Here is a 26,292-nt window from a genome sequence, read left to right as displayed (position 1 = left end):
TTCGGCTGCGCTCAGCATGACGTTCTTTGTATTCCAATTGACCGCCTGCCCCCTCATACCCCATGGAAGCCCAAGCCTACTATCAGCAATTTGAGCGCAACGTGCGCATCATCCTCGACGCCCTGGCCGCCGGCCTCGACCTGCGCACCACGGCCCTCGAAACCAGCCTGCCCATTGAGGTGTATGTGCTTTGCGAAGTACTAAACCAGGCCGCTGGCGAAGACTTTACCCTCACCGCCAGCGGCGTAGCCCGCCTGGCCGAGTTCCAGCAGCAGTTCATGAAGCACGAGGGCCAGACGCTGGCCGCCATGCAGCACGTGCTGGCCGACAAGCGCGCCACCATGCGCACGCCCGAAGGCCGCGTGCTGGCGAAGGAAATGCTAATCCGCCGCCTGGAGTTTTTCAACGAAGCCGCCCGGCAGGTGAACGTGATGCGGACCCAGCAGTCGCTGGGCAGCCCCAGCCAGTACGTGGGCATCAACAAGTAACCCATTGAATTTTTCTGGAAAGGCCGCTTCTGGGTTCAGTAGCGGCCTTTTTGTTTTTCTTCAGCCCGTACATCCCCTGACGGTGCTTTTGCCGTATTTCGACGCCATGCTGCCCCGTGCCCAACTCTACACCGAACGCCTCTGCCTGCGCCCCTACGACCCAGCCGATGCGGGTGCTTTTTTCGAGCTGCTGCATGCCGACCGTCCACGCTTCCAGCCTTCCTTCCCCGACCGCCTGCAGGCCGTGCGCTCCCTGGCCGACGCCCAGGTGGCCCTGAGCGCCTTTGCCGATGACTGGCGCACGGGCCGCTTCTTCGTGTTTGGCATCTGGCACCGCGCCACGGCCCGCTACGTGGGCGACATCTGCATCATGCCCCAGCAGAAAGGGCAGGCCGAAATTGGCTACTACCTGGCCGCTGCCGCCGAGGGCCAAGGCTACGCCCGCGAAGCCTTGGCGGCCGTGGTCGAGTTCGGCTTTGGGGCCTTGGGCAGCCAGCGCCTGCTGGTACGCTGCTTCCTGAGCAACGAGAAGGGCCAAGCTGTGGCCCGCGCCAACGGCTTTCAGCCCGAGCCGCCGCCCAAGCGCCCGGTTTGGTTTCGCAATTCCGATGCCGTGAGCCAAATCTGCCGCTTCTGGCTGGTGCGGCCTGAGTAACCTATATCTGGTATTACTGCCCTACCCGCGCGCGCTTGCCGATGTTGCCCAGCAGCCAATCCTGCCGGAAATTGAAGTACATCGCAAAGGAATAGTCGAGCAGCTTGGCGTTCAAATCAAACACCGGCTCCACCCGCGCCGTAAGGGCCGCCGCGTCGGAGATGCGGAAGTCGCGCAACAACCGCACCAGCACGATTTTGCGCTGCGGGTCCAGAAAATCAGGGTTCGACACCGTGCGCGAGGCGCTCTGGTACAAGTCGCCGCCTAGTGGCGAGATGAAGCGTGAACCCTGCCAGTAGCTCACCATCACATCGGCAAAACGGGTTTCGAGGGTGCCGTTCAGGTACAAACCCCGGCCGTATTTGTAGGGAAACTGCCCCGCCGTGAAGGAGTAATCCTGGAAGCCCAGCACGTAGCCATTGAAGCGCACCGCCTGTACCGTCGGCCCCTGCAACTGGTAGCGCGCCTCCAGCCCGAAGGCCTCGTTGAATGCCGTTTGCAGGGGCTTGTCCAGCGTATCAATCTGCCCACCGTGGTGAATGGCCGTGAACTGGAACGGCAGGGCCACGGTCCAGCGGCTGTCGTCCGGGCTGATGCGGTAGCTCGTGCTCAGGCCGCCGGCCACTTCTTCCTGGTAGTTACTGTAGCGGTACTGCTGGCGCTGCCAGTCCACCCACTGGTCCACAAACAGCCGCTTGCCATGGTAGCGCATCTGGATGCCCTCTTCGAGCGGGTTTAGCATCACCCGCTCGAAGTTGAACATCGGCTCGATGTAGTTGTGCGCCAGGTTGGGCCGGATGTTGCCCAGAATAATCTGCTGCTTGCCCGTCGTCCAGGTAGCCCGAAACGTGGGGCGCACTGCCTTCAGCACCGGGTTGCCGAAGTCCTTCCATAGAAACACACCGCCTTCAAGGCGAAGGTCCTTAATTGGGTAATAGACTAGCTGCGGGTTCAATTGTGTGCCGTAAAGCGTGTAGCCATCGACAATCTTGTTGAAGTATTCGTTGTCTTTAAAGAAGGTGAAGGCGTTGAGCGACAGGCGCAGCTCGCCGGCACTTGGCGGAGTTGCTGTGCGAATAACATTTGCCGTTACAGAGTCAATCTCTTTTCCCTGTTCATTTAGCAAATTATCCATTTCCATGTGGCCTTCCGGCCTGCCTGGCATAGGGCTCGTAAACGCCCGATTATCTAGTTGCGCCCGTGCTTCTCCCACTCTAATTAGCAGAGCCACAAGGCCAACTAAAATTCTTAGATAATTCATCATATATTTCCGCTTTCTGCGGCACCAAACCACTGGTCTTTCTGTTAGAAAAAGCCGCCGCAAAAGCGCCCATTCAGGGCTTTTGCTAAAGAATAGATTTATTCGATTGCGACCCGGCCAAAACCGTTAACTTTACCAAACCTAACCCGTTTTTCTTAAACACCCCCACATGGCACTAGCTACCAAAGCGGCTCCGAAAGCCGAAAAAGCAGAGAAGGGCGAAGTGAACACCGCCGCCGAAAAGATGAAAGCCCTGCAGCTCACGCTGGATAAGCTGGATAAAGCCTACGGCAAAGGCACGGTGATGAAGCTCTCCGACAACAAGGTGGGCGACATTCCGAGCATCAGCACGGGTTCGCTTTCGCTGGATATCGCCCTTGGCATTGGCGGTGTGCCCCGCGGCCGCGTGATTGAAATCTACGGCCCGGAATCGTCGGGTAAGACCACCCTCACGATGCACATGATTGCCGAGGCGCAGAAGAAAGGCGGCATGGCCGCGTTCATCGACGCCGAACACGCCTTCGACAAATCGTACGCCGAGAAACTCGGTATTGATACGAGCAATTTGCTCATCGCCCAGCCCGATAATGGTGAACAAGCGTTGGAAATCGCCGACCAGCTGATTTCTTCGGGTGCCATCGACATCATCGTGATTGACTCCGTGGCCGCCCTCGTGCCGAAAGGCGAACTCGAAGGCGACATGGGCGACTCGAAAGTGGGCTTGCACGCCCGCCTCATGAGCCAGGCCCTGCGCAAGCTCACCGGCACCATCAACAAAACCGGCTGCTGCTGCATTTTCATCAACCAGCTGCGTGAGAAAATCGGCGTGATGTTCGGCTCGCCCGAAACCACCACCGGTGGTAACGCCCTGAAATTTTACGCTTCGGTGCGCCTCGACATCCGCCGCATTGGCCAAATCAAGGAGGATAAGGACAACGTGACCGGCAACCGCACCAAGGTGAAAGTAGTGAAGAACAAAGTGGCGCCTCCCTTCAAGGTGGTCGAGTTCGACATCATTTACGGCCAGGGCATTTCCAAAGTCGGTGAGATTGTGGACCTTGGCGTCGACATGGGCATCATTGGCAAGTCGGGCTCGTGGTTCAATTACGGTGACACCAAAATCGGCCAGGGCCGCGAGGCTGTGAAGACGCTCTTGCTCGACAACCCCGAGCTGGCCGCCGAAATCGAAGACAAAATCCGCACCATGGCCAAGGGCGACGAGGACGTCATCCCCGTGGACATGAGCATTGCCGACGACGGCGAAGACACGCTGTAAAGCGTTGAACTGCTAAAGACTGAAAGCCCGTTGCTATGGCAACGGGCTTTTTTTACGTCCGTATCTTTGGGGCAATGCCTGGGCTGGCATTGCGTTTGTCTAGGCCCGGAATAACTATTTTGCTTTATCCCGTTATGAACCGCCGCTGGCTCTTTTTTACTCCTATTATCGTGGTATTACTGGCGGCCGCCGTGCCCGCTTTGGGGCCCGGCGATGCCGTGCGCAACATCCCACAGTCCAGCTTCGGGCGCGGCGAGGTCATCAAATACACGGTGCACTACGGCCTCATCAACGGCGGCGAGGCCACCGTGGAAACATCCGGCGGCCTGGAACGCTTCAACGGCCGCCCCTGCTACAAGGCCACTGTGAGTGGCAAAACCACGGGCTCATTCGACTTTTTCCTGCGCATCCGCGACAAATGGCAAGCGCTGATTGATACAACTAGCATTCTGCCCCTGCGCGCCCAGCGCGAGATTGCCGAGAAAAACTACCGCAAGCGCGAAACCGTGGACTTCGACCACCTGCACGACGTGGCCGAGGTGACCGACCACACCCACGAAAACACCCGCACCACCGTGAAGGTGGCCAACAACACTTTGGAGCTGGTGAGCGGCTTCTACTACCTGCGCACCCTGAACTTCGACCGCATGAAGGTGGGCGACGTGGTGCGCGTGCCCGGCTACTTCGACGGCGACAATTTTATGCTGGAAGTCGTCTTCAAGGGCCGCGAGGTGGTGGAAACCAAGGCCGGCGACGTGCGCGCCTTCAAGCTGGTGCCCAAAATGCCCAACAACAAGCTGTTCCGGGGCGAAAATGCCATTTCGGTGTATTTCTCCGATGACCGCAACAAGATTCCAGTGCTGTTTCAGGCCGAGATGTTTGTGGGCACCGTGAAGGTGGACATGGTGCGCTATCAGGGCCTGAAATCGCGGCTCAACCTAGTAAACTAGTCTTTGAGGCAAAGGTATTGCCAGCGAAGGTGCTGAAAGTGTGTAATATTAAGGCGCGCATTCTCGGGCTGGGTGACCGATATTTGTAGCTATGTGGCTGGCCGTTGAAAAATTTATTACCGATTTCTCAACGGTTCCCTTGGCTGTTGCCGGCGTTATTGGGGTGGCTCGATACCGCCGGCTCGACCGCAACATGCAGTACCTGTTGCTGCTCACGCTGCTGGCGCTGGTCGTCACGGCCGTGGCCATGTGGCTGCGGGTCCGGCACCGGCCCAACCTGTTCCTGTTTCCCATCGACACGGCCATTGAGTTCACGCTGCTGGCGCTCATCTACCGCCACGCCCTGCGCGAGCTGCCCATTAGCCGGTTCATTTTGGCGGGGGTGGGGTTGTTTCTGCTGGGCACGGCCCTCACCTACCGGCCCCGGCTCGACACGCTGGAATTCAGCCCGGTGCAGCACTTCATCGAAGGCGTGGTGGTGCTGACGTTTGTGTTCTACTATTTCCGGCGCGAAATCACCCGTCAAGTAGTAACCCGGCACCTGGAGCGCGACCCCATGTTCTGGGTTTCGACGGGCCTGTTGCTGTATTTCTCGGGCAATCTGCTGATTTTCCTCACCAGCAACCTGGTGCTGAAATACTCGCCGACCATCAGCCGGCACGTGTGGGCCATTCACGCGCTGCTCTACACGTTTCTCAACGTGTTCTACGGCATTGCCCTCAGCCTGCCGCCGTCCCGCGACGAGCTGCCGACGGCCGCCTGAGTCCGGGGTCGGCGGGGGCTGGGGCTGGGCGTCACATAATCGTAACATGGGGCGCGCCGCAGCGAGCGGTACTTTTGCAGCCGCAACCATTGCTTCACCTAAGCCCGTTACGCCGTGAGTACTCCCAAATCCGCCGTGTACAAGATTCTCGTGGTCGATGACGACCCGGACATTGTCGAGCTGCTGGAGTTCAACCTCAAAAAAGAGGGCTACCAAACCGCCTCAGCCGGCGACGGCCGCAAGGCCCTGGAAATTGCCGCCGATTTCAACCCCGACATCATCCTGCTCGACGTGATGATGCCCCACCTCGACGGCATTGCCACCTGCCGCCTGCTGCGCGAGCAGCCCAAGTTCAAAGACACCTACATCCTGTTTTTGACGGCCCGCGCCGAGGAATTTTCCGAAGTGGCCGCCTTTGAGGCCGGCGCCGACGACTTCATCGCCAAGCCCATCAAGCCGCGCGCGCTGCTGGGCCGCCTGGCCGCCGTGAAGCGCCGCGACCAAGACCCCCACGCTGCCGTCGATGCCATCGACATCAACGGCCTGCGCATCGACCGCACCGCCTTCGCCGTGTACCAGGACGGCAAAAAAATCACCCTCCCCAAGAAGGAATTCGAGCTGCTGGCCTTCCTGGCCGCCACGCCCCACAAGGTGTTCAACCGCGAAGAGCTGCTGAAAAACATCTGGGGCAACGACGTTTTCGTGCTGGCCCGCACCGTGGACGTGCACGTGCGCAAAGTGCGCGAAAAGGTGGGCGACCACCACATCCAGACCATCAAGGGCGTGGGCTACAAGTTCAACGCGGACTAGAGTCAGGATAAGGTGCTGCCCAAAGCACGTCATGCAGAGCGCAGCGAAGCATCTTGCCCGCCACCGGTAATTATTTACTATTGCACGCAAGATGCTTCGCTGCGCTCTGCATGACGTGCTTTTTAACTAATTCTCCGCACCGATGAACCTCTCCTCTCGCACCATTGCCATTCTTATTGCGCTGCTGGTGGCGGGCGTGCTCACCACGTATGCCCGCATCGGCCCCACGCTGCCGTTTCGGGAGGCGTTTCTGGCGGCGGGCGTCACGGTGGCGGCGTGCTTTCTGCTGGTCTACTTGTCGTTTGAGGCCCTGATTTTTCGGGAGATTAACGGCATTTACGCGGGCCTGGAGCACATTAAGCGCAAGGAGTTCAAGCGGCTCAGCAACAAGTTCCTGTTCCGGCCCGAGCCGGTGAAGCGCGTGCGCGACGAAATCCTGCTCATGGCCGAGCGCCGCCAGCAGGAGCTTGATGAGTTGGTGCGCCTGCAGGCCCTGCGCCGCGAGTTTCTGGCCGACGTTTCGCACGAGCTGAAAACGCCGCTTTTCGCCGCCCAAGGCTTTGTGCACACCATTCTCGACGACGAGGACGACGACATCGACCTGGCCACCCGCCGCAAATTCCTGCGCAAAGCCGCCGCCAGCCTCGATACCCTCGACGCCCTTGTCCAGGACCTCGTCACCATCGCGCAACTCGAAAAAGGCGTGGTCCGCATGCGCCGCCAGCGCTTCGACCTGGTAGCCCTGGTGCTCGACATCTTCGAGCTGCTGGAGCAGCAGGCCGCCCGGCGCGGCACCGCGCTGGAGCTATTCCCGCCCAACCTGCCCGAAACCGGCCTGCTCGTGGTAGCCGACCGCAACCGCATCCGCCAGGTACTGGTCAACCTGATTGACAACGCCATCAAGTACGGCCGCGACAACGGCCGCGTGGTGGTGTCGCTGGTCGAGGGCAAAACCTCCGTTCGCATTGCCGTGCGCGACGACGGCAGCGGTATCGCTCCCGAGCACCAGAACCGCATTTTCGAGCGCTTCTACCGCATCGACAAGAGCCGGTCGCGCGAGTCGGGCGGCTCGGGGCTGGGGCTGGCCATCAGTAAGCACATTGTGGAGGCGCACAAGTCCACTATCAAGGTGAAAAGCACCGTGGGCGAAGGCACCACGCTGGAATTCAAGCTGAGCAAGCCGAAAGGCGGCGGCCCGGTGAGCAGCTAAAACAAGAGAAGCGCCATGCTGAGCGCAGCCGAAGTATCTCTACCGGGTAAGTAAATAAGTTCGCGATAGAGATGCTTCGGCTGCGCTCAGCATGACGTCCTCGCATAGGTTCTTGCCGTTCGCAGGGCCGTACCTTTGCGGCTTCTTATGAAGCTCCCAAATTTCTCCGACCTCGTTATTTTCGAAAACGACGACTACCTCGTTGTCAACAAGCCGCCGTTTCTGGCCACGCTCGACGAGCGGGTGGGCGGCGCGCCCAACATGCTGCGCCTAGCCCGCCAGCACCACGACGATATTCAGGCTGCCCACCGCCTCGACCGCGAAACCAGCGGCGCGCTGGCCTTTGCTAAAAACCCGGCCGCCTACCGCCACCTCGCCATGCAGTTCGAAAACCGCGAGGTGAAAAAGCAATACCACGCCGTGGTGTGGGGCACCCCGCAGCTACAGGATGAAGTGGTGGAGCGCAACATCGAAACCACCAGCCGGGGTAAGGCCCGCCTCGCCTACAAGGGCAAGCCCGCCGAAACGCACTTCACCACCCTCGAAACCTTCAAGCGCCACGCCCTCATGCTGTGCGAGCCCGTGACGGGCCGCATGCACCAGATTCGCCTCCACCTCATGTACTTGCAGGCGCCTATTGTGGGCGACAAGGACTACGGCGGGGAGGATTTTTACCTGTCTTCGCTGAAGAAGAAGTTCAACATGAAGGAAGGCGAGGAAGAGCAGCCCTTCATCAAGCGCTTCGCCCTGCATGCGCTCAAGCTGCAGTTCACGGGCCTGAACGGCGAGGAAATTTCCGTCGAAGCGCCCTATCCGAAGGATTTCCGCGTGCTGGTGGAGGCGTTGCGGCAGAATCTGTAAGCCTCAACTTACCGCACGCGTTCGAAAATGACGATGCGCGTGGTGTCGCGCTCCGGATGCTCGGGGTGGCGGGGCAAGGCCGTCTGCCACCGCTCGCGGAAGCGGGCATCGGCGCGCATGGTGGCCAGCTGTACCCGCTTTTCGGTGCGAGCAAACCAGTCGTCCCAAATCAGCAGGGCGCCCACGGGCAGCGACTCGACCTGGCCGTTGTTGTTGAGCGCGATGTCGGGATGCGTCTGGGCGGTGAAGGGGTCGTTGCCCGTGGCCACCGACACATAGGGAAACTCGTAGGCCATGGGCCGGGCGGCCAGGTCGTCGGTTTGGCGCAGCCAGGCGGCGGCCTGGTCTACCACCAGCTGGTCGGGCGGCGGGGTAAAATCGCGCTTCCAACGGAAGGCATTGCGCGCGCCAGTGAACAGGAAAAGCACCACCGCCACCGCAAAACCTACCTGAATGCGCCGCCGGGCCAGCGGGCTGCGCCCCAGCAACGTCAACCCGGCTAAGCCACTAAGTGCGACCACGGCAAAGAGCGGCGTGGTCACGTCCAGCACGCGCGTTAGACCAAAGGAATTGAACAGTCCTTTAGCCCAGAAAATGGTGTGCGCGGCAATAAATACCGTGACGCTGCCGTACACCAGCAACAGTTCGGCGGCGAACAACGGCTCCCGGCGTCGCTCCGGCCGCAGGCAGTCGCGCAACATGCGCACGCCGCCCACCGCCACTAGTACCGACAGCACCCAGCCCAGTAAGCCCGGCAGGCTCGCCACGAAATGCGGCCAGTCGCCATGCCCATACACCGAAACGGTAGCGTACGGATTGCGCCCGAACACCCAGCCCGGCTCGCCCAGCACCACGGCGCCGGCCACGCTAAACAGCACATAGCCCAGCACCACCAGCGGCAGATAGCGCCACTGCCGCTCCCAGGCCAGGTACACTACCCAGATGCCAATCAGGATAAAGCCCTCGGAGCGCACGAAGGGCAAAAATGAAATCAGGGCCGCCGACCAGCCCGGCCGGCTCGTCATGGCCAGCGCCACGGAAGCGACAAGTATCAGCCCAAACAGCGGCTCGGTGAGACCCGAGAACTGGATGAGGAAATAATCGGGCGCGGCGTAGCAAAACAGCACCGCCAGCTCCGGCGCCGGGAGCCGCAATGCCCGCGCAATGACGTAGGCGCACCAAGCCGAAACGGCCACCACCGTGCACTGAAACAGCTTCATGCCAATAAACCCGGCCTGCGCCGGCCCCGACGAGAGCAGCGTGAATAGCGGCTTGGCCCACGAATCGAAATAATTGAGCGGGTACTGAAAGGCGTAGTGCGCAAACAGGTAGTGCTTCACGCTGTCACCCGAGTCGTAGGTACCTTTGGTGATGAAGGCCATGACAACCGAAATCAGCAGCAATACGGCCAACAGAAGCCGGGCGCGGCGGTCGGAAGCAGTTGTATCAGAAAGAGCAGCCGAAGGATTCATAAGCGACATTAAGCTTCAAAAGTACGTCTTGGGGCCAAGCATTGCCATTTATCAGCCTCTGGCTTTGACGGCATCAAAAGGGAATCCTGGAAAAACTACTGAGGTACGTTTGGCTATTTCCCCATAAATCAGTACCTTTGTGTCCGTTTTTCCCGAAGCCCAAGCGGCTCCGTACTCTTATTCAATAGTTTAGCATACCTTTTTTTCGACTCATGGACCACCTGAGCTTCAAGACGACCCACGTCAATAAGGCCAACGCCCAGAAGAGCTGGGTTATCGTAGACGCCAGCGTGGCCCCGCTGGGCCGCGTTGCCAGCCAAATTGCCAACATCCTGCGTGGCAAGCACAAGCCTTCGTTCACCCCCAACGCGGATTGCGGCGACAACGTCATCGTTATCAACGCCGACAACCTGCGCGTGACGGGCAAAAAAATGACCGAGAAGGTTTACATCACCCACTCGGGCTACCCCGGCGGCCAGAAGCGTCGCACCGTGCGCGAGCAAATGGAGCGCGACTCGCGCCGCGTGATTGAGCATGCCGTGAAAGGCATGCTGCAAGGTAACCGTCTCGGCGCCGCTCAGTACCGCAACCTGTACGTGTACGCCGGCGACCAGCATCCCCACGAGGCCCAGCAGCCCGTGGCCATCGAACTGAAAAACCTGTAAGCCACGACGGCTTACGCTTCTTTAATTTTTCCACTAATGGCAATTACCAACACCTCTGGTAGAAGAAAAACCTCGGTGGCCCGCATCTACATGCAGGCCGGGCAAGGGAATATCACTATCAATGACCGGGACATGAAATCGTACTTCAGCAACGAGTTGCTGGAGAACGTTGTAAATCAGCCCCTGGCAATCCTCGAGCAAGTCGGCCAGTACGACATCAAGGTGAACGTGCGCGGCGGCGGCATTTCGGCTCAGGCCGAGGCTATCCGTCTGGCTATCACCAAGGCGCTCGTTAGCGACAACGAAGAAACCCGTCCGGCTTTGAAGAAGGAAGGTTTCATGACCCGCGACCCGCGCATGGTGGAACGCAAAAAATTCGGCAAGCGCAAGGCTCGTCGTTCGTTCCAGTTCTCGAAACGCTAATCCAGGAGGAAACACATCATGGCTCAGACGACTTATAAGGACCTGCTCGACGCAGGTGCCCACTTTGGTCACCTCACCCGCAAGTGGGACCCCAAAATGGCGCCGTACATCTTCATGGAGAAGAACGGCATCCACATCATCGACCTCAACAAAACGTTGGTTTCGCTTGATTATGCAGCCCAGGCTATTCGCAACATCGCGAAAAGCGGCCGCAAAATCATGTTCGTAGCCACGAAAAAGCAGGCGCAGGAAATCGTTACGACGGAAGCCGAGCGTTTGAAGATGCCTTTCGTGACCGACCGGTGGTTGGGCGGCATGCTCACCAACTTCGCCACGGTTCGCAAGAGCCTGAAGAAGATGGCCACCATCGACAAGATGGTGAAAGAGAACACCGCTTACGCCGCACTAGCTAAGCGCGAGAAACTGATGATGCAGCGCGAGCGCGAGAAGCTTGACCGCGTGCTCGGCGGCATCGCCGACCTCGGCCGTCTGCCCGCTGCCCTGTTCGTAGTGGACGTGAAGCGCGAGCACATCGCCGTGAAAGAAGCCCACAAACTGGGTATCCCTGTGTTCGCTATCTGCGATACCAACTCGAACCCCGAGCTGGTGCAGTTCCCGATTCCCGCCAACGACGATGCCTCAAAGTCGATTCAGCTCATCGTGAGCGTGATTGGCAAGGCCATCGAAGACGGCCTGTCGGAGCGCAAAGTTGACAAAGAAGACGCCGACCGCAAGGAAGCCGATGAGGCCGCCATTGCTGAAAAAACGGCTGCTGACGAAGAATAGTCCCTTCTGAGCTCTTTGAAAAAAGGGAACCTTCGAGTAGTCTAGGCTCCGGAGGTTCCCTTTTTCTTTTCGTAGCGCGGACTTTTAGTCCGCGACTTTTCTCAAAAAACAACCATTCACTTAATTCGCGGACTAAAAGTCCGCGCTACTTCCAATGGCCGCTATTACCGCCGCAGACGTAAACAAGCTCCGCACCATGACCGGTGCCGGCATGATGGATTGCAAAAAAGCCCTGACCGAAGCCGATGGCGACTTCGAAGCTGCCCGCGACATTCTGCGCAAGGCTGGTCAGAAAATCGCTGACAAGCGCGCCGAGAACGAAACCTCGGAAGGCTTCGTGGCAGTGAACGTGAGCGAGGACGGCACCAACGGCAAGCTGGTGGCCCTGGCCTGCGAAACCGAGTCGGTAGCCAAAGTGGCGAACTTCCGCGAGCTGGTGCAGCGCATCCTCGATGCCGCTGTGCGCACCAACGCCTCTACCAAAGAGGAGCTGCTGGCTGTGAAAGAGGACGATGGCCTGACCATTCAGGAGCACATCACCGACCTGACCGGCAAAATCGGCGAGAAGCTGGACCTGACCTACGTGACGCTGACCGCTGAGAAAGTGGCTTCGTACATCCACTCCGACAGCAAGAAAGGCGTACTCGTGGGCCTGAAGAACGTGGGCTCGGCCGACGCTGCTGCCGTGGGCCGCGACGTGGCCATGCAAATCGTGGCCATGAAGCCCGTTGCCGTTGACAAAGACGGCGTGGACTCGGCTACGGTGGAGCGCGAAATTGAAATCGGCAAAGAGCAGGCGCGTGCTGAAGGCAAGCCCGAGGCGATGCTGGAGAAAATCGCCCAAGGCAAGCTGAACAAGTTCTACAAAGAGCAGACCCTGCTGAACCAGGAGTTCGTGAAAGACAACTCGATGACCATCGCCCAGCTGCTCGACAGCAAGTCGAAAGGCATGACGGTTTCGGACTTCAAGCGCGTGGCTATCGGCGCTTAAACCCCATCCGCGTTGGTTGTGAAAGCCCGCTGGCAAATTGCCAGCGGGCTTTTATATTTAGGTCTTTTCTCAGTTGCTAGTCAGGCAGTTTCACTCTAAATGCGCCGATGGTATGGGCCCTTTCCGTTACACCTGCTTACTGACAATGTTAATGGGTATTGGGCTGCCAGGGCAAGCTCAGGATTTGCCGGCTACGGTACACAAGCGCACGTATGGGCTGTACGCGAGTGCTGTGGCAACTGCATTACAATCTCAACGTTTCGAGTCGACAAATGCTGTCATTCAAACCAGCAAGGGCCCGCTTCTTCCGGTCTGGGGGCTGCACTTGGGCTATAGTCATTCGCCGACGCTGTCGTTTGAAACCGGACTGCTATTCCTGCGCGCCGGCTACGGCTTTCGAGTGCAAGTGGAGCAGGTTGGCATAAGCCGTGCTTACCTGCATAACTACACGCAGGTGCCGCTATCAGTGGTATTACGGCTGTGGCAGCCGACACCGCGGATTGCGCTGCACGTAGTAGCTGGCGGAGTCGTGAGCTTTCTTTCTCCTCAAAATTATCCCTTATTAGTTGACACGTTAGGCTATCAAAACGGACTCAGGACAGTGCCCAATCAGCGTATTTTTCTTACCGCACAAGGCAAGACCCCCGGCGCCCGATATACTGCTGCACTAGGATTGCGAGCGGAGTGGCAGGCTTCACCCATGCTCCTGATTGGAGGAGAAGTGAAAAACATGGTAGCCTTGTCAGGATTGAATGAAAATGTGATTTCCGTGGTGGATGAGGCGACGCACAACGTCTTGGCTACGGCACACACGGACCTTAGATTGAATACGCTGTCTGCTGCAATCACTGTACGGTACGTTTTTCTGACGGGCACTAAGTATCGTTACCAGCCGGAGCAATAACTACTTCACTACAGCTTTACCCGCGAAGCTATCGGCGCTTAATTGCCGTTTTTAGCTAAATTGAAAGCCCCGCTGGCGTTGTGCCGGCGGGGATTTTCTTTGTAGTCATGAATACCTCAGTTCAAGCTTCCAGTAGGCTATCCCGAGTTGTGACTATTCTTGCTGTACTCATTGGTACGCTGCTCTTGGATGGATTTCTGGTAGCGTGGATATGGGCTGATGGCGTTGACTTTGCGACGATGGACAGAGTGATGCCAGGAGAATCAGGGTTTCATATAGCCCCGCTGCCTATCAGCTATAAACTACTATTAGGCTTGATTCTGCTCATCAATGTCGGCCTACTTTATCTACTATCGAAAAGGGGCAGGCCGCATGTATGGGGGTTTGTAGCGGGAGCTATTGTGCCCATGGGATACTTGCTGTTCATCATGGCATCGGCTTAGCCTTTGTATCATTTTTTTAACCACGCCCGCACCCGCGCCCGAGAATTCTCCCGAATGTTCATGTAAAACAGCGCGTAATCGGCGATGTGGCGGGAGTAGCGCAGCTTCTTCTTGCCGGAGGGTGGGAAGTGTGGGAAGCCTTTGAAGCGCGGCGCGTGCACCCAGAGTTGACCGTGGTGAATCTGGGCATCGGTGAAGTGGGGGTGGACGTGCTTGAAGCGGATGCTGACCGCGCCGCGGTTGAGGCTGGCCGGGGCCAGGGTGGAATCGAGCGTCCAGGTGAGGGGGTTGACGGCGATGCTGGGCTGGAACATGGGCGACTCATGACCGGCATCGGAGGTGTTGTAGGCGATGAAGCAGTCGGTGGCCAGCGAGTCGGCGCAGGGCTGGATGGTTAGGAACTCATTGGGCTTTACCTGGAAGCCGATGAGGTAGGCGGCTACGAGTTGGCGGCGCAGCTTGGTATCCTTATCGAAAAACTCGTGGAGCAGGCGCGTGGCGTGGTCGGTGCCCTGGCTGTGGCTGGCGATGATAAACGGGCGGCCCTGGTTGTAGTGCGCGAGGTAGTATTGAAAAGCGGCGCGCACGTCGGAGTAGGCCAGCTCCAGGGCTTTCTCGCCGTTGGGCTCTTTGTCGAGGAAGGAGAAGAGCGTGGCCTGGCGGTAGCGCGGCGCGTAGATGCGGCCGGTGGCGTTGAACACGCTGGCTTGCTGCTTGATGGTGGTGCGGTCGGTGTACTTGTTCAGCCACTTTTTTCGCACGTCGCCGTTCCAGTGACGGGGCGAGTAATAGGTGGTGGGGTGCACGAAAAACACGTCGACGGCGGCCTTAGCCTGTTCGTCGCGCAGCGTGGAGTGGCGGGGCACGGCATCGGCCGAGTCGCGCTGCGTGGGCAGGGCGGCCCAGCTGCTGGCTTGAACGTAGTCGGGCGCGGGCGGAGGCAAATATTTCTCAAACGGCCGGCCTGGCTTGAGCAACAACCGGATGCAGCCATTCAGCGTCAGGAGCAACAGCAGAAGCAGGGCGGTGCGGAGGTGGGAGGCTAACCGGAACATAGTTTGTGAAACAGTCATGCTGAGCGCAGCCGAAGCATCTCGCATACGCAACGCAATCCAATCAATTGAGTCACTACCACACGCGAGATGCTTCGACTGCGCTCAGCATGGCGTTCTTTCTTAAGCTGATACCACCGGCCAGTGCTTCAACTCGCGGGGGGAGCCGTCGGCGTTGTAGAGCAGGGTCATCGGCTCGGCGGGTTTGGCTACCACATCAGCTAGGGTAATTCCCCAGCGCAGCCACATTTCGGCCAGTGTTTGGGTGTAGGCGCTGTTTTCCCAGGGGTTGAAGATGGCGCCGGTCACGTCGTCGATGAGAGCGTCGAATACGATTTGGGTATCGCCGGGGCGTGGGTGGCGCGGGTACACGTCGGGCACGACGTGCAACAGGTGCGCGGCGTAGTACACGCGGGCCTTGAACTCGGCAATCTGCACGGGGTGCAGGGGGCGCTGGGCGTCGGCGTACACCTTGCGCATGGCCTGGCCCACGAGGCCGATATCGACCAAGCAAGCCACCAGCACGGCTTTATCGAGCTTGATGCTGAACACAAGCGTGTTCAGGTCGTCGTCGTATTCGAAGGGCGTTACGTCTTCGGTGGGGTCGGCTTCGAGGACGAAGATGGAACCGGGCACGAAATCGGCGTATTCGGTAGGCACCCGCAGGCCCTGTAGCAGTTGAAAGAACGCCTGGAAGCGGCGCACCAGCGCGGCATTTTCGGCCAGTGGGTACTTGGGCTTTATCACGGGCTCGAACTCGTTCAGCAGCTCAGTGATGAAGATGCCGTAGAACATTTTGCCCATCCACAGAAACAGCGTGTCGTCGCCGAGGGCGCGCAGGGCGGCGGGGCCTTGCGCGGCGGCGGCCTCTACTCTACTCTCCAGTTCTGCGATGCGCTGGCGGGCGGCCGGGCTGGCGGGCAGGCGCAAATCCTTGATGAGAACGGTGCGCTGGTCGAGCAGTTGAATCGGGCGCTCGGCGAGGTTGTAGCGAGCTTGCAACCACTCGGCGAAGACGGGCACGGTATCGTCGGGGCCCACGGGTTGACCACTGAGAAAACAGGTTTCGGGGCCGAAACGCATGCCGTCGAACGGGTCGTAGGGCAGCAGGTCGGTGGGGGTTAGCTGGGGCATAAAATAGCAGTAGCGCGAACTTGGTGGCTCACGTCGCCAACCGCCGACCGGAAAATCCGGGCCGCGTGGCGACGCGAACTACAAAGTTCGCGCTACAATGGTTACCTCGGCGCGGTTAGCGCGAGAGCGTATTACCGGCTTTGATGAGCAGCTTGCTCAGGTTGGTGAGGGGGCTGCTGTAGTCGCCACCGGCGTCTTCGGCCACCTTGGCGGTTTCGGCACCGAGGCTGGCCAGGATTTCGGCAATGTCGTGGGCGGGGGTTTTGGGGTCGGCCAGCAGCTCGTTGAGCTGGTTGAGCTCTTGCTTGATTTTGGCGAGGCCCGGCCGTTCAGACGAAGCCAGCACAGCCTGCCAGCGCTCTACCTCGGCCAGGCCCTGGGGACCGGAGTTGGTGGGCGTGCTGGCGGTGAGGAAGGTGAGGGTATCGTCGAGCAGCGCGGTATTCTGTTGGTCGCTCACGGCCATGGGCACTTCGGGAGTGGCGGGCGTTTGCGGGATGTTGGCGGTTGAATCCATGGGAATGCGAAAAAGAGAGAATGCGTAAGGGGCTATACTAGCGCAGCAGCTAAAAAGTTAGCCCGGCCGTCGGCCGCCGATTCGCGCCCCGAGCCGACGGGCCGGGTTACCTTTTGCCGGCGCTTTTTATTAAGCACATCCATTCACCGCAATTTTATTTCATCATGAAAATGTCGCTGAAATCCCTGTTCTTAGCCGCGGCCGTGGCCCTGACCGCCACCGCCTGCGAAACCAAAACCGCCGAAACAAGCACCGCGGCCGACGGCACCACCACTACCACCGTAACGACTGACAGCACCGCCCCCGCTGGCTCGGCCGCCGAAGCTGGCGCCAAAATCGACGCGGCCGCGGCCAAAGCCGGCGATAAGCTGGAAGCCGCCGGCCAAAAACTCGACGCTAAAATGGATGCCGCCGGCGAGAAGCTCGACGCCAAAATGGCCGAGGCCGACGCCAAAATGGAAGCTGTCGGCAACAAGCTCGACGCCAAAATGAAGGCAATGGGCGACGCGGCTAAACGTTCGGCCGAGCAAACCAAAGCCAATGTGAAGGAAGCAGCCAACAAGTAAGCTCCTTATCGATTGCGTTGAAAAGGCCCGAATGCAGCTGCATTCGGGCCTTTTTTTATGGATGCTGTTTATCTGTCGCCATTAAGCGTACGCCAACTCCAGCAATACGTCGTAGTAGGGCCGGCCCAGCGTTTGGGCACGCAGCCAGGCGTAGAAACTGAGCACCTGCAGGTCTTCGCGCTCTGAGGAGAGGAAATTGGGCATGTGCCAGACGCGGTCGATGAATTCGGGTCGGCGGGCCTCGGCGGGGTTTTCAATCACCTCGCGCACCAGGCTCAGATAGAGCAGCACGGCCTGGTAGGGGCCGCCCACGGGCACGGCGGGCGCGTCGCCCTCGGCCGGCATGGCGGGGAACTGCTCGCGCAAGCTGCGTTCGGTGGCGCGCAGGCGGGTGAGGGCCAGCTCCTGGTTGCCCATTTCGAACTGAATGAGCAGCTCGCCGATGTTGCGGTTCACCATCCATTCCAGGCCCAGGTGCTGCTCCAGCCAATGGTCGGTGCGGTTGAGGCTGAGCATGCTTTGGTTGGCCTTGGCGAATTTGCCTTCGGCGAAGTAGTGAAACGAGAGCTGGAAGCGGGCCGTGAGGTCGTCGGCGGCGGCCAGGGGCTTGGGGCCGCGCAGGGCGCCTTCGAGCAGGGCAATGCTTTCGGCGTTGCGGCGCAAAAAAGCGTAGTTGGCCGCCAGCAGGAAGGTGAAGCGCGGCACCAGCTCGGTGAATTGCCGGGCCGGGCCAGCCGCAATCAGCGCCTGCCCCTGCTCCAGATACGCCACCGATTCGGCAAAGCGGCGCGAGCGGTAGAGCGCGTGCGCCAGCATATACAACAGCCGCAACTGATGCCCGCGCTGGGCCGGCGCAAAGCCGTGGCGCCGCTCCATGAGGTTGTAGCAGCGCTCGATGAAGGGCGCAAACGAGGTGAAGTCGCGCCGCACCAGCATGGCGTTGCGGGCAATGGACATGAGCCGGCTCAGCAGCGAGGGCGAACGGGCAAAGGCCTCCTGCAAGTCGTATTCGGCCAGAATCTGCTGCAAAATGCCATCCACGGCCACGGTGGCGCGGCCCCGGGCCCGCGACTCGCGCAGGCGCTGGCGCAGCAGGCTGTCGGCAATGTTGGCGCGCTCCTCCTCGTCGGCGGCTTTTTTGTTGGCCCGGTAGCGGGGCAGGATTTCGTCGAGCGGCACGGCGTGGGGCGAACCCGCGTACTGAATCTGGAGGTTGTACACCGCGTTCAGCGGTTCGTACTGCTCGTTTTCGCGGGCCAGCTTTTCGGCTTTGCGCAGCGTGCTCCAGGCCAGGCGCGGAATGCCGGCCTCGAACAGGTACTGGGCCAGCGTGAGCTGCCCGCGCACCGAGGCTGCGGCCGTGGTATCGAGCTGGCGCTGGCGCAACAGCAGGAAATCGGTGAGGTGGCGCAGCAGGCGCTTGCGCAGCGCGTAGTAGGCCACGGGGTTGGGCTCGTCGGGGTAGAGTTTGGCGATGAGCTGCTCGGGCTTGAGCTCCTTGGCCTGCACCAGCAGCTCGTAGAGGCGCGAATCTTGCCGGCCAGCGGCCTTGCGGCGCTGCCGCTGAATGAACACGCCAAAGTCGCGGCGCTCGTCGGGGGCCAGCGTAAGAAGCGTCGTGCGCAAATCGTCCATGGGGCCAAATTACGGCGGGCGGGCGGTTGAGGCTTCGCAGGAGGCCGGATATAAGAAAGGCCGTCAGGCAGCGCGTAGCGAAACCTTTCTACCGCGCACTTACTACCGGGTTAAAGAGGCTTCGTTACGCGCTGCCTGACGGCCTTACTTATCCCTTCGCTCCCGCTTACCATCCATCAATAAATTCAGCCGCAGCATTTTGCCGGGTTACCTTTTGCTTTCTGCTTGATTAAGGGTACATTTTTTCAATCATTCCTTTCCTTAATTAACCGCATGAAGACCTCCTTCAAAACCCTGCTGTTGGTAGCCGCTCTCGGCACTTTCACGTTCGCCTCGTGTTCCGAAAAAAAGGCCGATGACGCCGCTACCGCCACCGAAAATGCCGCTTCCAACGCCGGCGACGCCGTGGAAGGTGCCGTAGACAGCGCCAAAGCCGACATGGCCCGCGAACCCGGCGACACCGCCGTGGTGCGCAACAAGCCCGCCAACGGCGTGGTAGAAGAAACGCCCGCCACTCCGCAGAAGTAAGTTGAATCTTCGGTTTGCAAAAAGCCCCGCCATGCAAATGGTGGGGCTTTTTGCTTTTTGGCTGGCCAGGCGGAATCATGGGGCATCGTGCAAAATTCGGGCATTCGGGGTGGCGCAATAAACACAGCCGTGAGGCAGCGCGTACAAGCCCACAAATCACCTTTCTTTTCACATTTCCTTCCCACCCGTTTCAATCATGGACGTTAACAATAATAACATCGGCGACAGCACCGAGCTGCGCGCTCGCGGCAACTGGAACGACATCAAAGGCCAGGCCAAGCAAAAATGGGGCAACCTGACCGACGACGACCTGACTTACGATGAAGGCCGCCAGGATGAATGGCTGGGCCGCCTGCAGCAGAAAACCGGCGAAACCATCGACAGCATCAAAAACTGGTTCAACGACAAAACCGACAACGCCACGGCTTCGACCACCGGTACCGAGTGGCGCGCCCGCGGCAACTGGGACCAGGTGAAAGGCCAGGCAAAGCAGAAGTGGGGCAACCTCACCGACGACGACCTGACCTATGAAGAAGGCAAACAAGACGAGTGGCTCGGCCGCTTGCAGGAAAAAACCGGCCACGCCGTCGACGACATCAAAGCGTGGTTCAACCGCACCTTCTAGCTTTCCGCATTTCCCCCGATGAAGTAAACGTGCCTTCCAGCTCCACACACGGCTGCTTTGTCACAAAAGGCCCCTTCTGATTTCAGGAGGGGCTTTTTTGTTGATGCACTGATTTATATAATACTATCCCCAAAAACAGGCTTTATTCTTGCTTATTCGGCAGTTGTACTTAACGCTGGATTTTATGCAGGCAAACTCTTTACGCTGGTGGTATGGCATGTTGGGGCTATTGGTGCTACTCACTCAACAAGCAGCACGGGCCCAGACCCCCGACCCGGGATTTCAAGCCACCCTTGTCTACCAAATTGGCGCGTCGTTTAACGTCCCGGGGCAGATTAACGACGTCGTGCAGCTGCCCGGCGGCGGTTACATTGTGGGGGGCAATTTCACGCAGATAAACGGCGTGGCCCGCACAAATCTGGCCAAGTTAAGCGCTACGGGTGTGCCCGATGCCACCTGGCCGGCCGCAGCCGGCCCTGACCGCGAAGTTCGGGCCGTGCTGGTGCAGCCCGATGGCAAAGTACTGGTGGGCGGTGATTTTCAGAACATTTCGGGTGCAAGCCGGGCCGGCCTAGCCCGCCTGCTGCCCAACGGCACCCTCGATGCCGCGTTTGCGCCGCCATTTGCAATTGGCTCGATTAACCGGGTGGCGGTGTTGCCGAGTGGCCGGGTATTCGCGGCCGGCACCACGCAGCTGACGGGCGCCACCACCAGCGAAGATTGGCTTCGCTCGCTGGATGGCACCACGGGCCAGGCCGACCTCAGTTTTCCGCGCTATAATGCCAGCGACCTGGTGGTGCAACCCAATGGCAAGCTGGTGGTCGCCGGGTTTTACAATGTGAACGGGGCCCGTTTCGGCAGTGGCTCCTGCGTTTTTCGGCTCCTGCCAAGCGGGGGCCTCGACCCTTCTTTCACCGCAGTTTTCAGCCTGAGCACCGGCCTGGGCGGTGGGCCCGTGGTGACGGCCATTGGCCAGGACCTCAATGGCGACCTATATTACACCAGCTACTTCTACACTGACACGTCTCCATTTATTACGGGCGCAAGCCTCAACCATCTATTGCCCAATGGTGGCACGGCTGGCTCCGTCCAAAACTTGTCTTTTGCCAACACCGGCAGCTTGGCCGTGCAGCCCAATGGCCGCGTGCTACTGGGAACCCGCACGACGCTGCCCACCTCGCAGCCGGGCCTTAGCCGCGTGCTGGGCACGCTGGCCCCCGACGCCAGTTTTTTGCCAGCCAATGGCCCGACTACTGCGGTGAAGCGCATTCTGGTGCAAGCCGACGGGGCCATTATGGTGGCGGGTAGCTTCCTGAGTGTCGGGGGGCAAACCATCATCGGCCTCGTGCGGCTGCTCGACGGCAATGTGCTAAAGGTGAGCAGCCAGCAGCTCATGGCGTCCACCCAAGCCTGGCCCGTGCCCGCTAACGGGCAACTACACCTTTCCCTCGACGCGGCGAGCCGGCCCCAACACGTGGAACTGCTCGATGCCCTGGGCCGCGTGGTGCTGGCACGGGCCGTCGGCCAACCCGAAATGGCGCTTGATGTCGCACGGCTGCAAACCGGCGCTTATGTGCTGCGGGTGCAATACGCCGACGGTTTCGTGACGCGGCGCATAGCCGTGGAATAAGCCTGCCGAGGTCAAAGAATACCTGCCAGAACCTATGAGCTTCAGGCCACGGGCGCGGCATTGCCATCCGCCACGTAGTCAGCCAAATACGCGTACCGTTCCGTGAGCTGGCCGCCCTTGGCAATGGTGGCGCGCGCAATCACGCCTTCGGCATCGGAGCCCACCAGGTGGGGCAGCACTTTGTCGATAAGCTGGCGACCGAAGTCGCGGCTGGCGTTGCGGGGCAGCTCGCAGGGCAGGTTATCCACGGCCATTTCGGTGACGTTTTCGGGCTGTGAGTAGGCCGGCTCCAGCTGGCCGGTGGCGGGGTTATAGTCGAAGGCCGGTTCGGCAATGGTGCTGGCGCGTTTGGTGGTCGGGATGGAGCCGTTCACGTCGCAGGTCACATCGGCAATGGTGTTGATGCGGAAATCCGGGCGCTGCGTGTCGGCTTCCTCAAAAAGGCGGGGGGCGGCCGGGTGCCAGTAGGCGCAGGCAATGAGCAGGTCCGTCACGGGCAGGAAATTGCCGAACGTGGACTCGTATTCCTCCGGATGTTGGTGAAAATTCTGGGTGTCCCACACGCGGCCGTCGCGGCGGCGGTTGTAGTCGGAGCTGCGCAGCTGCGTGTACACCGGCTCGTTAAAATCGAGGTAGAGGTAATCGTACACGCTCACCCGCCGGATGCCCATGCGGTCGAGCACTTCCAGCGCGCCCTGCGCCACCCGGCCCGAGCCGGTAACCACCATTTTGATGGGCGGCAGCTTCTTCACCTTGAAAAACTCTTCCTGCATGTCGTCCATATCTACGCACTGGTAGGCCGGCTTCAGCTCGTACAGGCCGTGCTTGCGGCCGTAGGTGAGCAGGCCATTATAGGCTCCCACAATGCCCGCATAACGCCCAAACGCCACAATTCGCTCGCCGCGCTCGTTGGTCAGCAGTTCATAGTCGACCAGGGTAATGTTTTTCTGCAGCACGGCTTGCAGCAGTTTGCGGTTGGCGGGCTGCTTCTTCACGGTGTGCGAAAACATGAAGTAGGTTTTGCCAGCAATGAGCTGGTCGATGGCCACTTCCTTCACGCCCATCAGCACGTCGCAGTCGGTCACGTCGTCGCGCACTTTCAGGCCCAGGTCGCGGTATTCCTGGTCGGAGTAGCTGCGCACGGCGCTGCTTTGCACCACCAGGCGCAGGCCAGGGAACAGGCTCAGTGCTTCGGTGCATTTCTTGGGCGTGAGGGGCACGCGCTTGTCGGGCGGGGTTTTGCTTTCGCGAATGAGACCGATGGTAAGGGACATGGGTGGGAGTTTGAGGGTGGTGGGTGGGATGTAAAATCGCCTGTCATCCTGAGCGCAGCGAAGGACCTCACCACGATTGCGCGAATTTGGGTTGCTGCAAACTGTTCAGCCGTGACAAGGTCCTTCGCTGCGCTCAAGATGACAAACTTCAGCGGGGCTGCGCGCCAAAATTACGCCTTTGCCTTCAGTTCGCCGGGCCTTTTCGGGCTTACCTTTGTTAAGGAATCTGAACCTGAAAATTCCCCCGCCACACCGGCTTCTCATCTCCAATTTTCCGCTCCTATGATGCTGAAACCCCAGCTAGTCGACGTTTTTGAAGCTCGCCACAACGCGCCCGGCGCCGACGAGCAGGCCGCCATGCTCCGCACCATTGGCGTGGAAAGCATCGAGCAGCTCATCAACGAAACCGTGCCCCCGGCCATCCGCCTGAAGAAGCCGCTCGACCTGCCCGCCGCCCTCAGCGAACGGGCTTTTTTGGCGAAGTTCAAGCAGATTGCCAGCCAGAACCAGGTGTTCAAATCCTACATCGGCCTCGGCTACCACGATACGACGTTGCCCCCCGTCATTCAGCGCAACATCCTGGAAAACCCCGGCTGGTACACTGCCTACACGCCCTATCAGGCCGAAATTGCCCAGGGCCGCCTCGAAGCCCTCATCAATTACCAGACAATGGTAATTGACCTCACCGGCCTCGAAATCGCCAACGCCAGCCTGCTCGACGAAGGCACCGCCGCCGCCGAGGCCATGCACATGCTGCACAGCCAGACCAAGAAAAAAGGCGCCAACCAGTACTTCGTATCGGAGCAGGTGCTGCCCCAAACCATCGACCTGCTGCGCACCCGCGCCACGCCGGTGGGCATTGAGCTGGTGGTGGGCGACCACCGCCAGATTGACCTGAGCAACGAAGGCTTCTTCGGCGCCATGGTGCAGTACCCGGCTGCCGATGGCGAAGTGTTTGACTACAAAGACTTCATTGCTGACGCGAAGAAAAACAATGTTTTTGTGGTGATGGGTGCCGATTTGCTGGCTCTCACGCTGCTCACCTCGCCCGGCGAGCTGGGCGCCGATGTGTGCGTGGGCAACTCCCAGCGCTTCGGCGTGCCGATGGGCTACGGCGGCCCGCACGCCGGCTTCTTCTCCTGCAAAGACCAGTTTAAGCGCGTGATTCCCGGCCGCCTCATCGGCCAGAGCGTGGACGCCGCCGGCAACAAGGCTTACCGCATGGCCCTGCAAACCCGCGAGCAGCACATCCGCCGCGAGAAAGCCACCTCCAACATCTGCACCGCGCAGGTGCTGCTGAGCGTGCTGGCCGGCATGTACGCCGTGTACCACGGCCCGCAGCGCCTCCAGCAGTTTGCCGCCAACACCCATGTGCTAGCCCAGACGCTGGCCGCCGGCTTGAAGAAGCTGGGCATCGAGCAGACCAACGAAAACTACTTCGACACCCTGAACCTGCGCCTGGAAAGCGCCGAGCTGCAGCAGGCCCTGCGCAAGGAAGCCGAAGCGGCCCGCATCAACTTCCGCTATTTCGACGAGGTGCGCGTGGGCATTTCGCTCAACCAGAACACCGAGCTGCACGACGTGGCCGACATTCTGGACGTCTTCGCCAAGGTGCTGGGCCAGGAGGCCGACGCTGTGGAGCTGCCTGCTGAAGTGGAGCTGACCTGGCCCACCGGCCTGGTGCGTACCAGCGAGTACCTCACGCACCCCATCTTCAACACGCACCACGCCGAGCACGAGATGCTGCGCTACATGAAGCAGCTCGAAAACAAGGACTTGAGCCTGGCGCACAGCATGATTCCGCTGGGCTCGTGCACCATGAAGCTCAACGCCACCGCCGAAATGATTCCGGTGACCTGGGCCGAAATCGGCGGCCTGCACCCCTTCGCTCCCATCGAGCAGGCCCAGGGCTACCAACAGATTTTCTCCGACTTGCAGCACTGGCTGTGCGAGGTGACCGGCTTCGCCGCCGTGAGCCTGCAGCCCAATTCCGGCGCGCAGGGCGAATACGCCGGCCTGCTGGCCATTAAAGGCTACCACGATGCCCGCGGCGACCACCACCGCACCGTGGCCCTGATTCCGGCCTCGGCCCACGGCACCAACCCTGCTTCGGCCGTGATGGCCGGCATGCAGGTGGTGGTGGTGAAGAGCACCGAAGACGGCAACATCGACGTGGCCGACCTCAAAGCCCAGGCCGAGAAGCACGCCGCCAACCTCAGCTGCCTGATGGTGACCTACCCCAGCACGCACGGCGTATACGAGGAAACCATCGTCGACATCTGCCAGACCATCCACAACCACGGCGGCCGCGTGTACATGGACGGCGCCAACATGAACGCCCAAGTGGGCCTCACCTCGCCCGCCAACATCGGCGCCGACGTGTGCCACCTCAACCTGCACAAAACCTTCTGCATCCCGCACGGCGGCGGCGGCCCCGGCGTGGGCCCCATCGGCGTGGTGGAAGACCTGGTGCCCTACCTGCCCGGCCACGCCGTGGTGCCCGTAGAGGGCCGCGACAGCGGCTCGGTTTCGGCTGCGCCGTGGGGCTCGGCCAGCATCCTGCCCATCAGCTACGCCTACATTTCGATGATGGGCGGCGAGGGCCTGAAGCGCGCCACGGAAATTGCCATCCTGAACGCCAACTACATCAAGGCCCGACTGGAGGAGCACTACCCGGTGCTGTATTCGGGCAGCAACGGCCGGTGCGCCCACGAAATGATTCTGGAGTGCCGCCAGTTCAAGAAGGCCGGCATTGAAGTAGAAGACATTGCCAAACGCCTGATGGACTACGGTTTCCACGCCCCCACTGTGTCGTTCCCCGTGGCCGGCACGCTGATGGTGGAGCCCACCGAAAGCGAGAGCAAGGACGAGTTGGACCGTTTCTGCGACGCCATGATTTCCATCCGCAAGGAAATCGCCGCCGTGGAGTCGGGCAAGGCCGATGCCAAGGACAACGTGCTGAAGCACGCCCCGCACACCGCCGCCACTGTGCTGGTGCACGACTGGACCCGCCCCTACTCGCGCGAGCAAGCCGTGTACCCCATGGAGTACGTGCGGGCCAACAAGTTCTGGCCCAGCGTGAGCCGCATCGACTCGGCCTACGGCGACCGCAACCTGATTTGCAGCTGCACGCCCATCGAGCAGTACGCCGACCAGGAAGAAAACTTGGTGCAGGCCGATAAAGGGCCGTCGTATTAATCGCCTGTCATTGCGAGCGAAACGCAGTGGAGCGCGGCAATCTGTCCTCCTCTCAGCGACTCGCCTAGTAATGTGACAAGTACTAACCTAAAAAAGCCCCGGCACTGCGCAGTGCCGGGGCTTTTTTAGATTCAATACAAGGCTTTATCACGTCTCGGGGCTGGTCGCGGATGAG

General features: G+C 60.1%; 25 protein-coding genes. 18 read left to right on the top strand and 7 right to left on the bottom strand.

Translation table 11 applies throughout. From position 1 onward, the window contains the following. The first annotated feature begins 62 nt into the window (after positions 1–62). A complete protein-coding gene (locus Q4S41_RS00840; protein ID WP_305029236.1) occupies positions 63–488 on the top strand; it encodes a hypothetical protein in 426 nt (141 codons plus the stop codon). An 88-nt stretch (positions 489–576) separates the two neighbouring features. Continuing rightward, positions 577–1,143 carry a GNAT family N-acetyltransferase gene (locus tag Q4S41_RS00835; protein ID WP_305029235.1) on the top strand — a complete coding sequence of 189 codons (567 nt, stop codon included), beginning with the start codon at positions 577–579 and terminating at the stop codon, positions 1,141–1,143. Between the two features lie 13 nt (positions 1,144–1,156). Here the strand turns inward: Q4S41_RS00835 and Q4S41_RS00830 are convergent, their stop codons facing one another. Next, positions 1,157–2,278 (bottom strand): hypothetical protein, encoded by a 1,122-nt coding sequence (locus Q4S41_RS00830; RefSeq protein WP_305029234.1) that lies wholly within the window; start codon positions 2,276–2,278, stop codon positions 1,157–1,159. 370 nt (positions 2,279–2,648) lie between these two features. Between Q4S41_RS00830 and recA the strand changes: the two genes are divergently transcribed. The 6 genes from recA (at position 2,649) to Q4S41_RS00800 (ending at position 8,274) form a co-directional block, all read left to right on the top strand. Next, positions 2,649–3,680 carry a recombinase RecA gene (gene recA / locus Q4S41_RS00825; protein WP_369811238.1) on the top strand — a complete coding sequence of 344 codons (1,032 nt, stop codon included), beginning with the start codon at positions 2,649–2,651 and terminating at the stop codon, positions 3,678–3,680. A gap of 134 nt (positions 3,681–3,814) precedes the next feature. After that, the gene (locus Q4S41_RS00820; protein ID WP_305029233.1) at positions 3,815–4,630 is read left to right on the top strand and encodes a DUF3108 domain-containing protein; all 816 of its coding nucleotides are present in this window, start codon (positions 3,815–3,817) and stop codon (positions 4,628–4,630) included. Between the two features lie 91 nt (positions 4,631–4,721). Continuing rightward, positions 4,722–5,393, top strand: a complete 672-nt coding sequence (locus Q4S41_RS00815) for a hypothetical protein (RefSeq protein WP_305029232.1) — start codon at positions 4,722–4,724, stop codon at positions 5,391–5,393. 114 nt (positions 5,394–5,507) lie between these two features. Next, positions 5,508–6,203, top strand: a complete 696-nt coding sequence (locus Q4S41_RS00810) for a response regulator (protein ID WP_305029231.1) — start codon at positions 5,508–5,510, stop codon at positions 6,201–6,203. Positions 6,204–6,345: 142 nt separating this feature from the next. Further along, positions 6,346–7,413, top strand: a complete 1,068-nt coding sequence (locus Q4S41_RS00805; RefSeq protein WP_305029230.1) for a sensor histidine kinase — start codon at positions 6,346–6,348, stop codon at positions 7,411–7,413. 147 nt (positions 7,414–7,560) lie between these two features. Next, positions 7,561–8,274 (top strand): RluA family pseudouridine synthase, encoded by a 714-nt coding sequence (locus Q4S41_RS00800; protein ID WP_305010053.1) that lies wholly within the window; start codon positions 7,561–7,563, stop codon positions 8,272–8,274. An 8-nt stretch (positions 8,275–8,282) separates the two neighbouring features. Here the strand turns inward: Q4S41_RS00800 and Q4S41_RS00795 are convergent, their stop codons facing one another. Continuing rightward, positions 8,283–9,746, bottom strand: a complete 1,464-nt coding sequence (locus Q4S41_RS00795; RefSeq protein WP_305029229.1) for a hypothetical protein — start codon at positions 9,744–9,746, stop codon at positions 8,283–8,285. Between the two features lie 212 nt (positions 9,747–9,958). Here Q4S41_RS00795 and rplM point away from each other — a divergent pair, with 212 nt between their 5' ends. From rplM to Q4S41_RS00770, 5 genes are all read left to right on the top strand, one after another. Beyond that, positions 9,959–10,411, top strand: a complete 453-nt coding sequence (gene rplM / locus Q4S41_RS00790) for a 50S ribosomal protein L13 (RefSeq protein WP_305010056.1) — start codon at positions 9,959–9,961, stop codon at positions 10,409–10,411. 36 nt (positions 10,412–10,447) lie between these two features. After that, positions 10,448–10,834: a 30S ribosomal protein S9 gene (rpsI, locus tag Q4S41_RS00785; RefSeq protein WP_208176116.1), complete on the top strand. Its 387-nt coding sequence runs from the start codon at positions 10,448–10,450 to the stop codon at positions 10,832–10,834. A gap of 18 nt (positions 10,835–10,852) precedes the next feature. Then, entirely contained in the window at positions 10,853–11,620 is a 768-nt protein-coding gene (rpsB, locus tag Q4S41_RS00780; RefSeq protein ID WP_201977389.1) for a 30S ribosomal protein S2, read from the top strand. 154 nt (positions 11,621–11,774) lie between these two features. Next, positions 11,775–12,611, top strand: coding sequence for a translation elongation factor Ts (gene tsf, locus Q4S41_RS00775; protein ID WP_305029228.1), 837 nt, complete (start codon positions 11,775–11,777; stop codon positions 12,609–12,611). A gap of 145 nt (positions 12,612–12,756) precedes the next feature. Next, positions 12,757–13,515: a hypothetical protein gene (locus tag Q4S41_RS00770; protein WP_305029227.1), complete on the top strand. Its 759-nt coding sequence runs from the start codon at positions 12,757–12,759 to the stop codon at positions 13,513–13,515. A gap of 451 nt (positions 13,516–13,966) precedes the next feature. Here Q4S41_RS00770 and Q4S41_RS00765 read toward each other — a convergent pair whose 3' ends face one another. The 3 genes from Q4S41_RS00765 to Q4S41_RS00755 all read right to left on the bottom strand — a co-directional run bounded on the left by Q4S41_RS00765 (position 13,967) and on the right by Q4S41_RS00755 (position 16,661). Next, a complete protein-coding gene (locus Q4S41_RS00765; protein WP_305029226.1) occupies positions 13,967–15,013 on the bottom strand; it encodes a DUF3089 domain-containing protein in 1,047 nt (348 codons plus the stop codon). 120 nt (positions 15,014–15,133) lie between these two features. After that, positions 15,134–16,144: a hypothetical protein gene (locus tag Q4S41_RS00760; protein ID WP_305029225.1), complete on the bottom strand. Its 1,011-nt coding sequence runs from the start codon at positions 16,142–16,144 to the stop codon at positions 15,134–15,136. Positions 16,145–16,259: 115 nt separating this feature from the next. Further along, a complete protein-coding gene (locus Q4S41_RS00755; RefSeq protein ID WP_305029224.1) occupies positions 16,260–16,661 on the bottom strand; it encodes a hypothetical protein in 402 nt (133 codons plus the stop codon). 170 nt (positions 16,662–16,831) lie between these two features. Here Q4S41_RS00755 and Q4S41_RS00750 point away from each other — a divergent pair, with 170 nt between their 5' ends. Beyond that, positions 16,832–17,227, top strand: coding sequence for a hypothetical protein (locus Q4S41_RS00750; RefSeq protein WP_305029223.1), 396 nt, complete (start codon positions 16,832–16,834; stop codon positions 17,225–17,227). Between the two features lie 81 nt (positions 17,228–17,308). Here Q4S41_RS00750 and Q4S41_RS00745 read toward each other — a convergent pair whose 3' ends face one another. Further along, positions 17,309–18,862: a hypothetical protein gene (locus Q4S41_RS00745; RefSeq protein WP_305029222.1), complete on the bottom strand. Its 1,554-nt coding sequence runs from the start codon at positions 18,860–18,862 to the stop codon at positions 17,309–17,311. Positions 18,863–19,135: 273 nt separating this feature from the next. Here Q4S41_RS00745 and Q4S41_RS00740 point away from each other — a divergent pair, with 273 nt between their 5' ends. The 3 genes from Q4S41_RS00740 to Q4S41_RS00725 all read left to right on the top strand — a co-directional run bounded on the left by Q4S41_RS00740 (position 19,136) and on the right by Q4S41_RS00725 (position 21,645). Further along, positions 19,136–19,390, top strand: coding sequence for a hypothetical protein (locus Q4S41_RS00740; protein ID WP_305029221.1), 255 nt, complete (start codon positions 19,136–19,138; stop codon positions 19,388–19,390). 196 nt (positions 19,391–19,586) lie between these two features. Then, positions 19,587–20,015 (top strand): CsbD family protein, encoded by a 429-nt coding sequence (locus Q4S41_RS24535; protein WP_369811234.1) that lies wholly within the window; start codon positions 19,587–19,589, stop codon positions 20,013–20,015. A gap of 184 nt (positions 20,016–20,199) precedes the next feature. Then, entirely contained in the window at positions 20,200–21,645 is a 1,446-nt protein-coding gene (locus tag Q4S41_RS00725) for a T9SS type A sorting domain-containing protein (RefSeq protein ID WP_305029220.1), read from the top strand. Between the two features lie 41 nt (positions 21,646–21,686). Here the strand turns inward: Q4S41_RS00725 and Q4S41_RS00720 are convergent, their stop codons facing one another. Further along, entirely contained in the window at positions 21,687–22,919 is a 1,233-nt protein-coding gene (locus tag Q4S41_RS00720) for an NAD(P)-dependent oxidoreductase (RefSeq protein ID WP_305029219.1), read from the bottom strand. A 282-nt stretch (positions 22,920–23,201) separates the two neighbouring features. Here Q4S41_RS00720 and gcvP point away from each other — a divergent pair, with 282 nt between their 5' ends. Then, complete coding sequence (gene gcvP / locus Q4S41_RS00715; RefSeq protein WP_305029218.1) at positions 23,202–26,117, top strand: aminomethyl-transferring glycine dehydrogenase; 2,916 nt, start codon at positions 23,202–23,204, stop codon at positions 26,115–26,117. Positions 26,118–26,292 lie beyond the last annotated feature (175 nt).

This window comes from Hymenobacter convexus (genome assembly GCF_030580955.1).
In the GTDB taxonomy this organism is placed as follows: Bacteria; Bacteroidota; Bacteroidia; order Cytophagales; family Hymenobacteraceae; genus Hymenobacter.
Note: the sequence above shows the minus strand (reverse complement) of the source record. Positions and strands in the feature narration are given on the sequence as shown.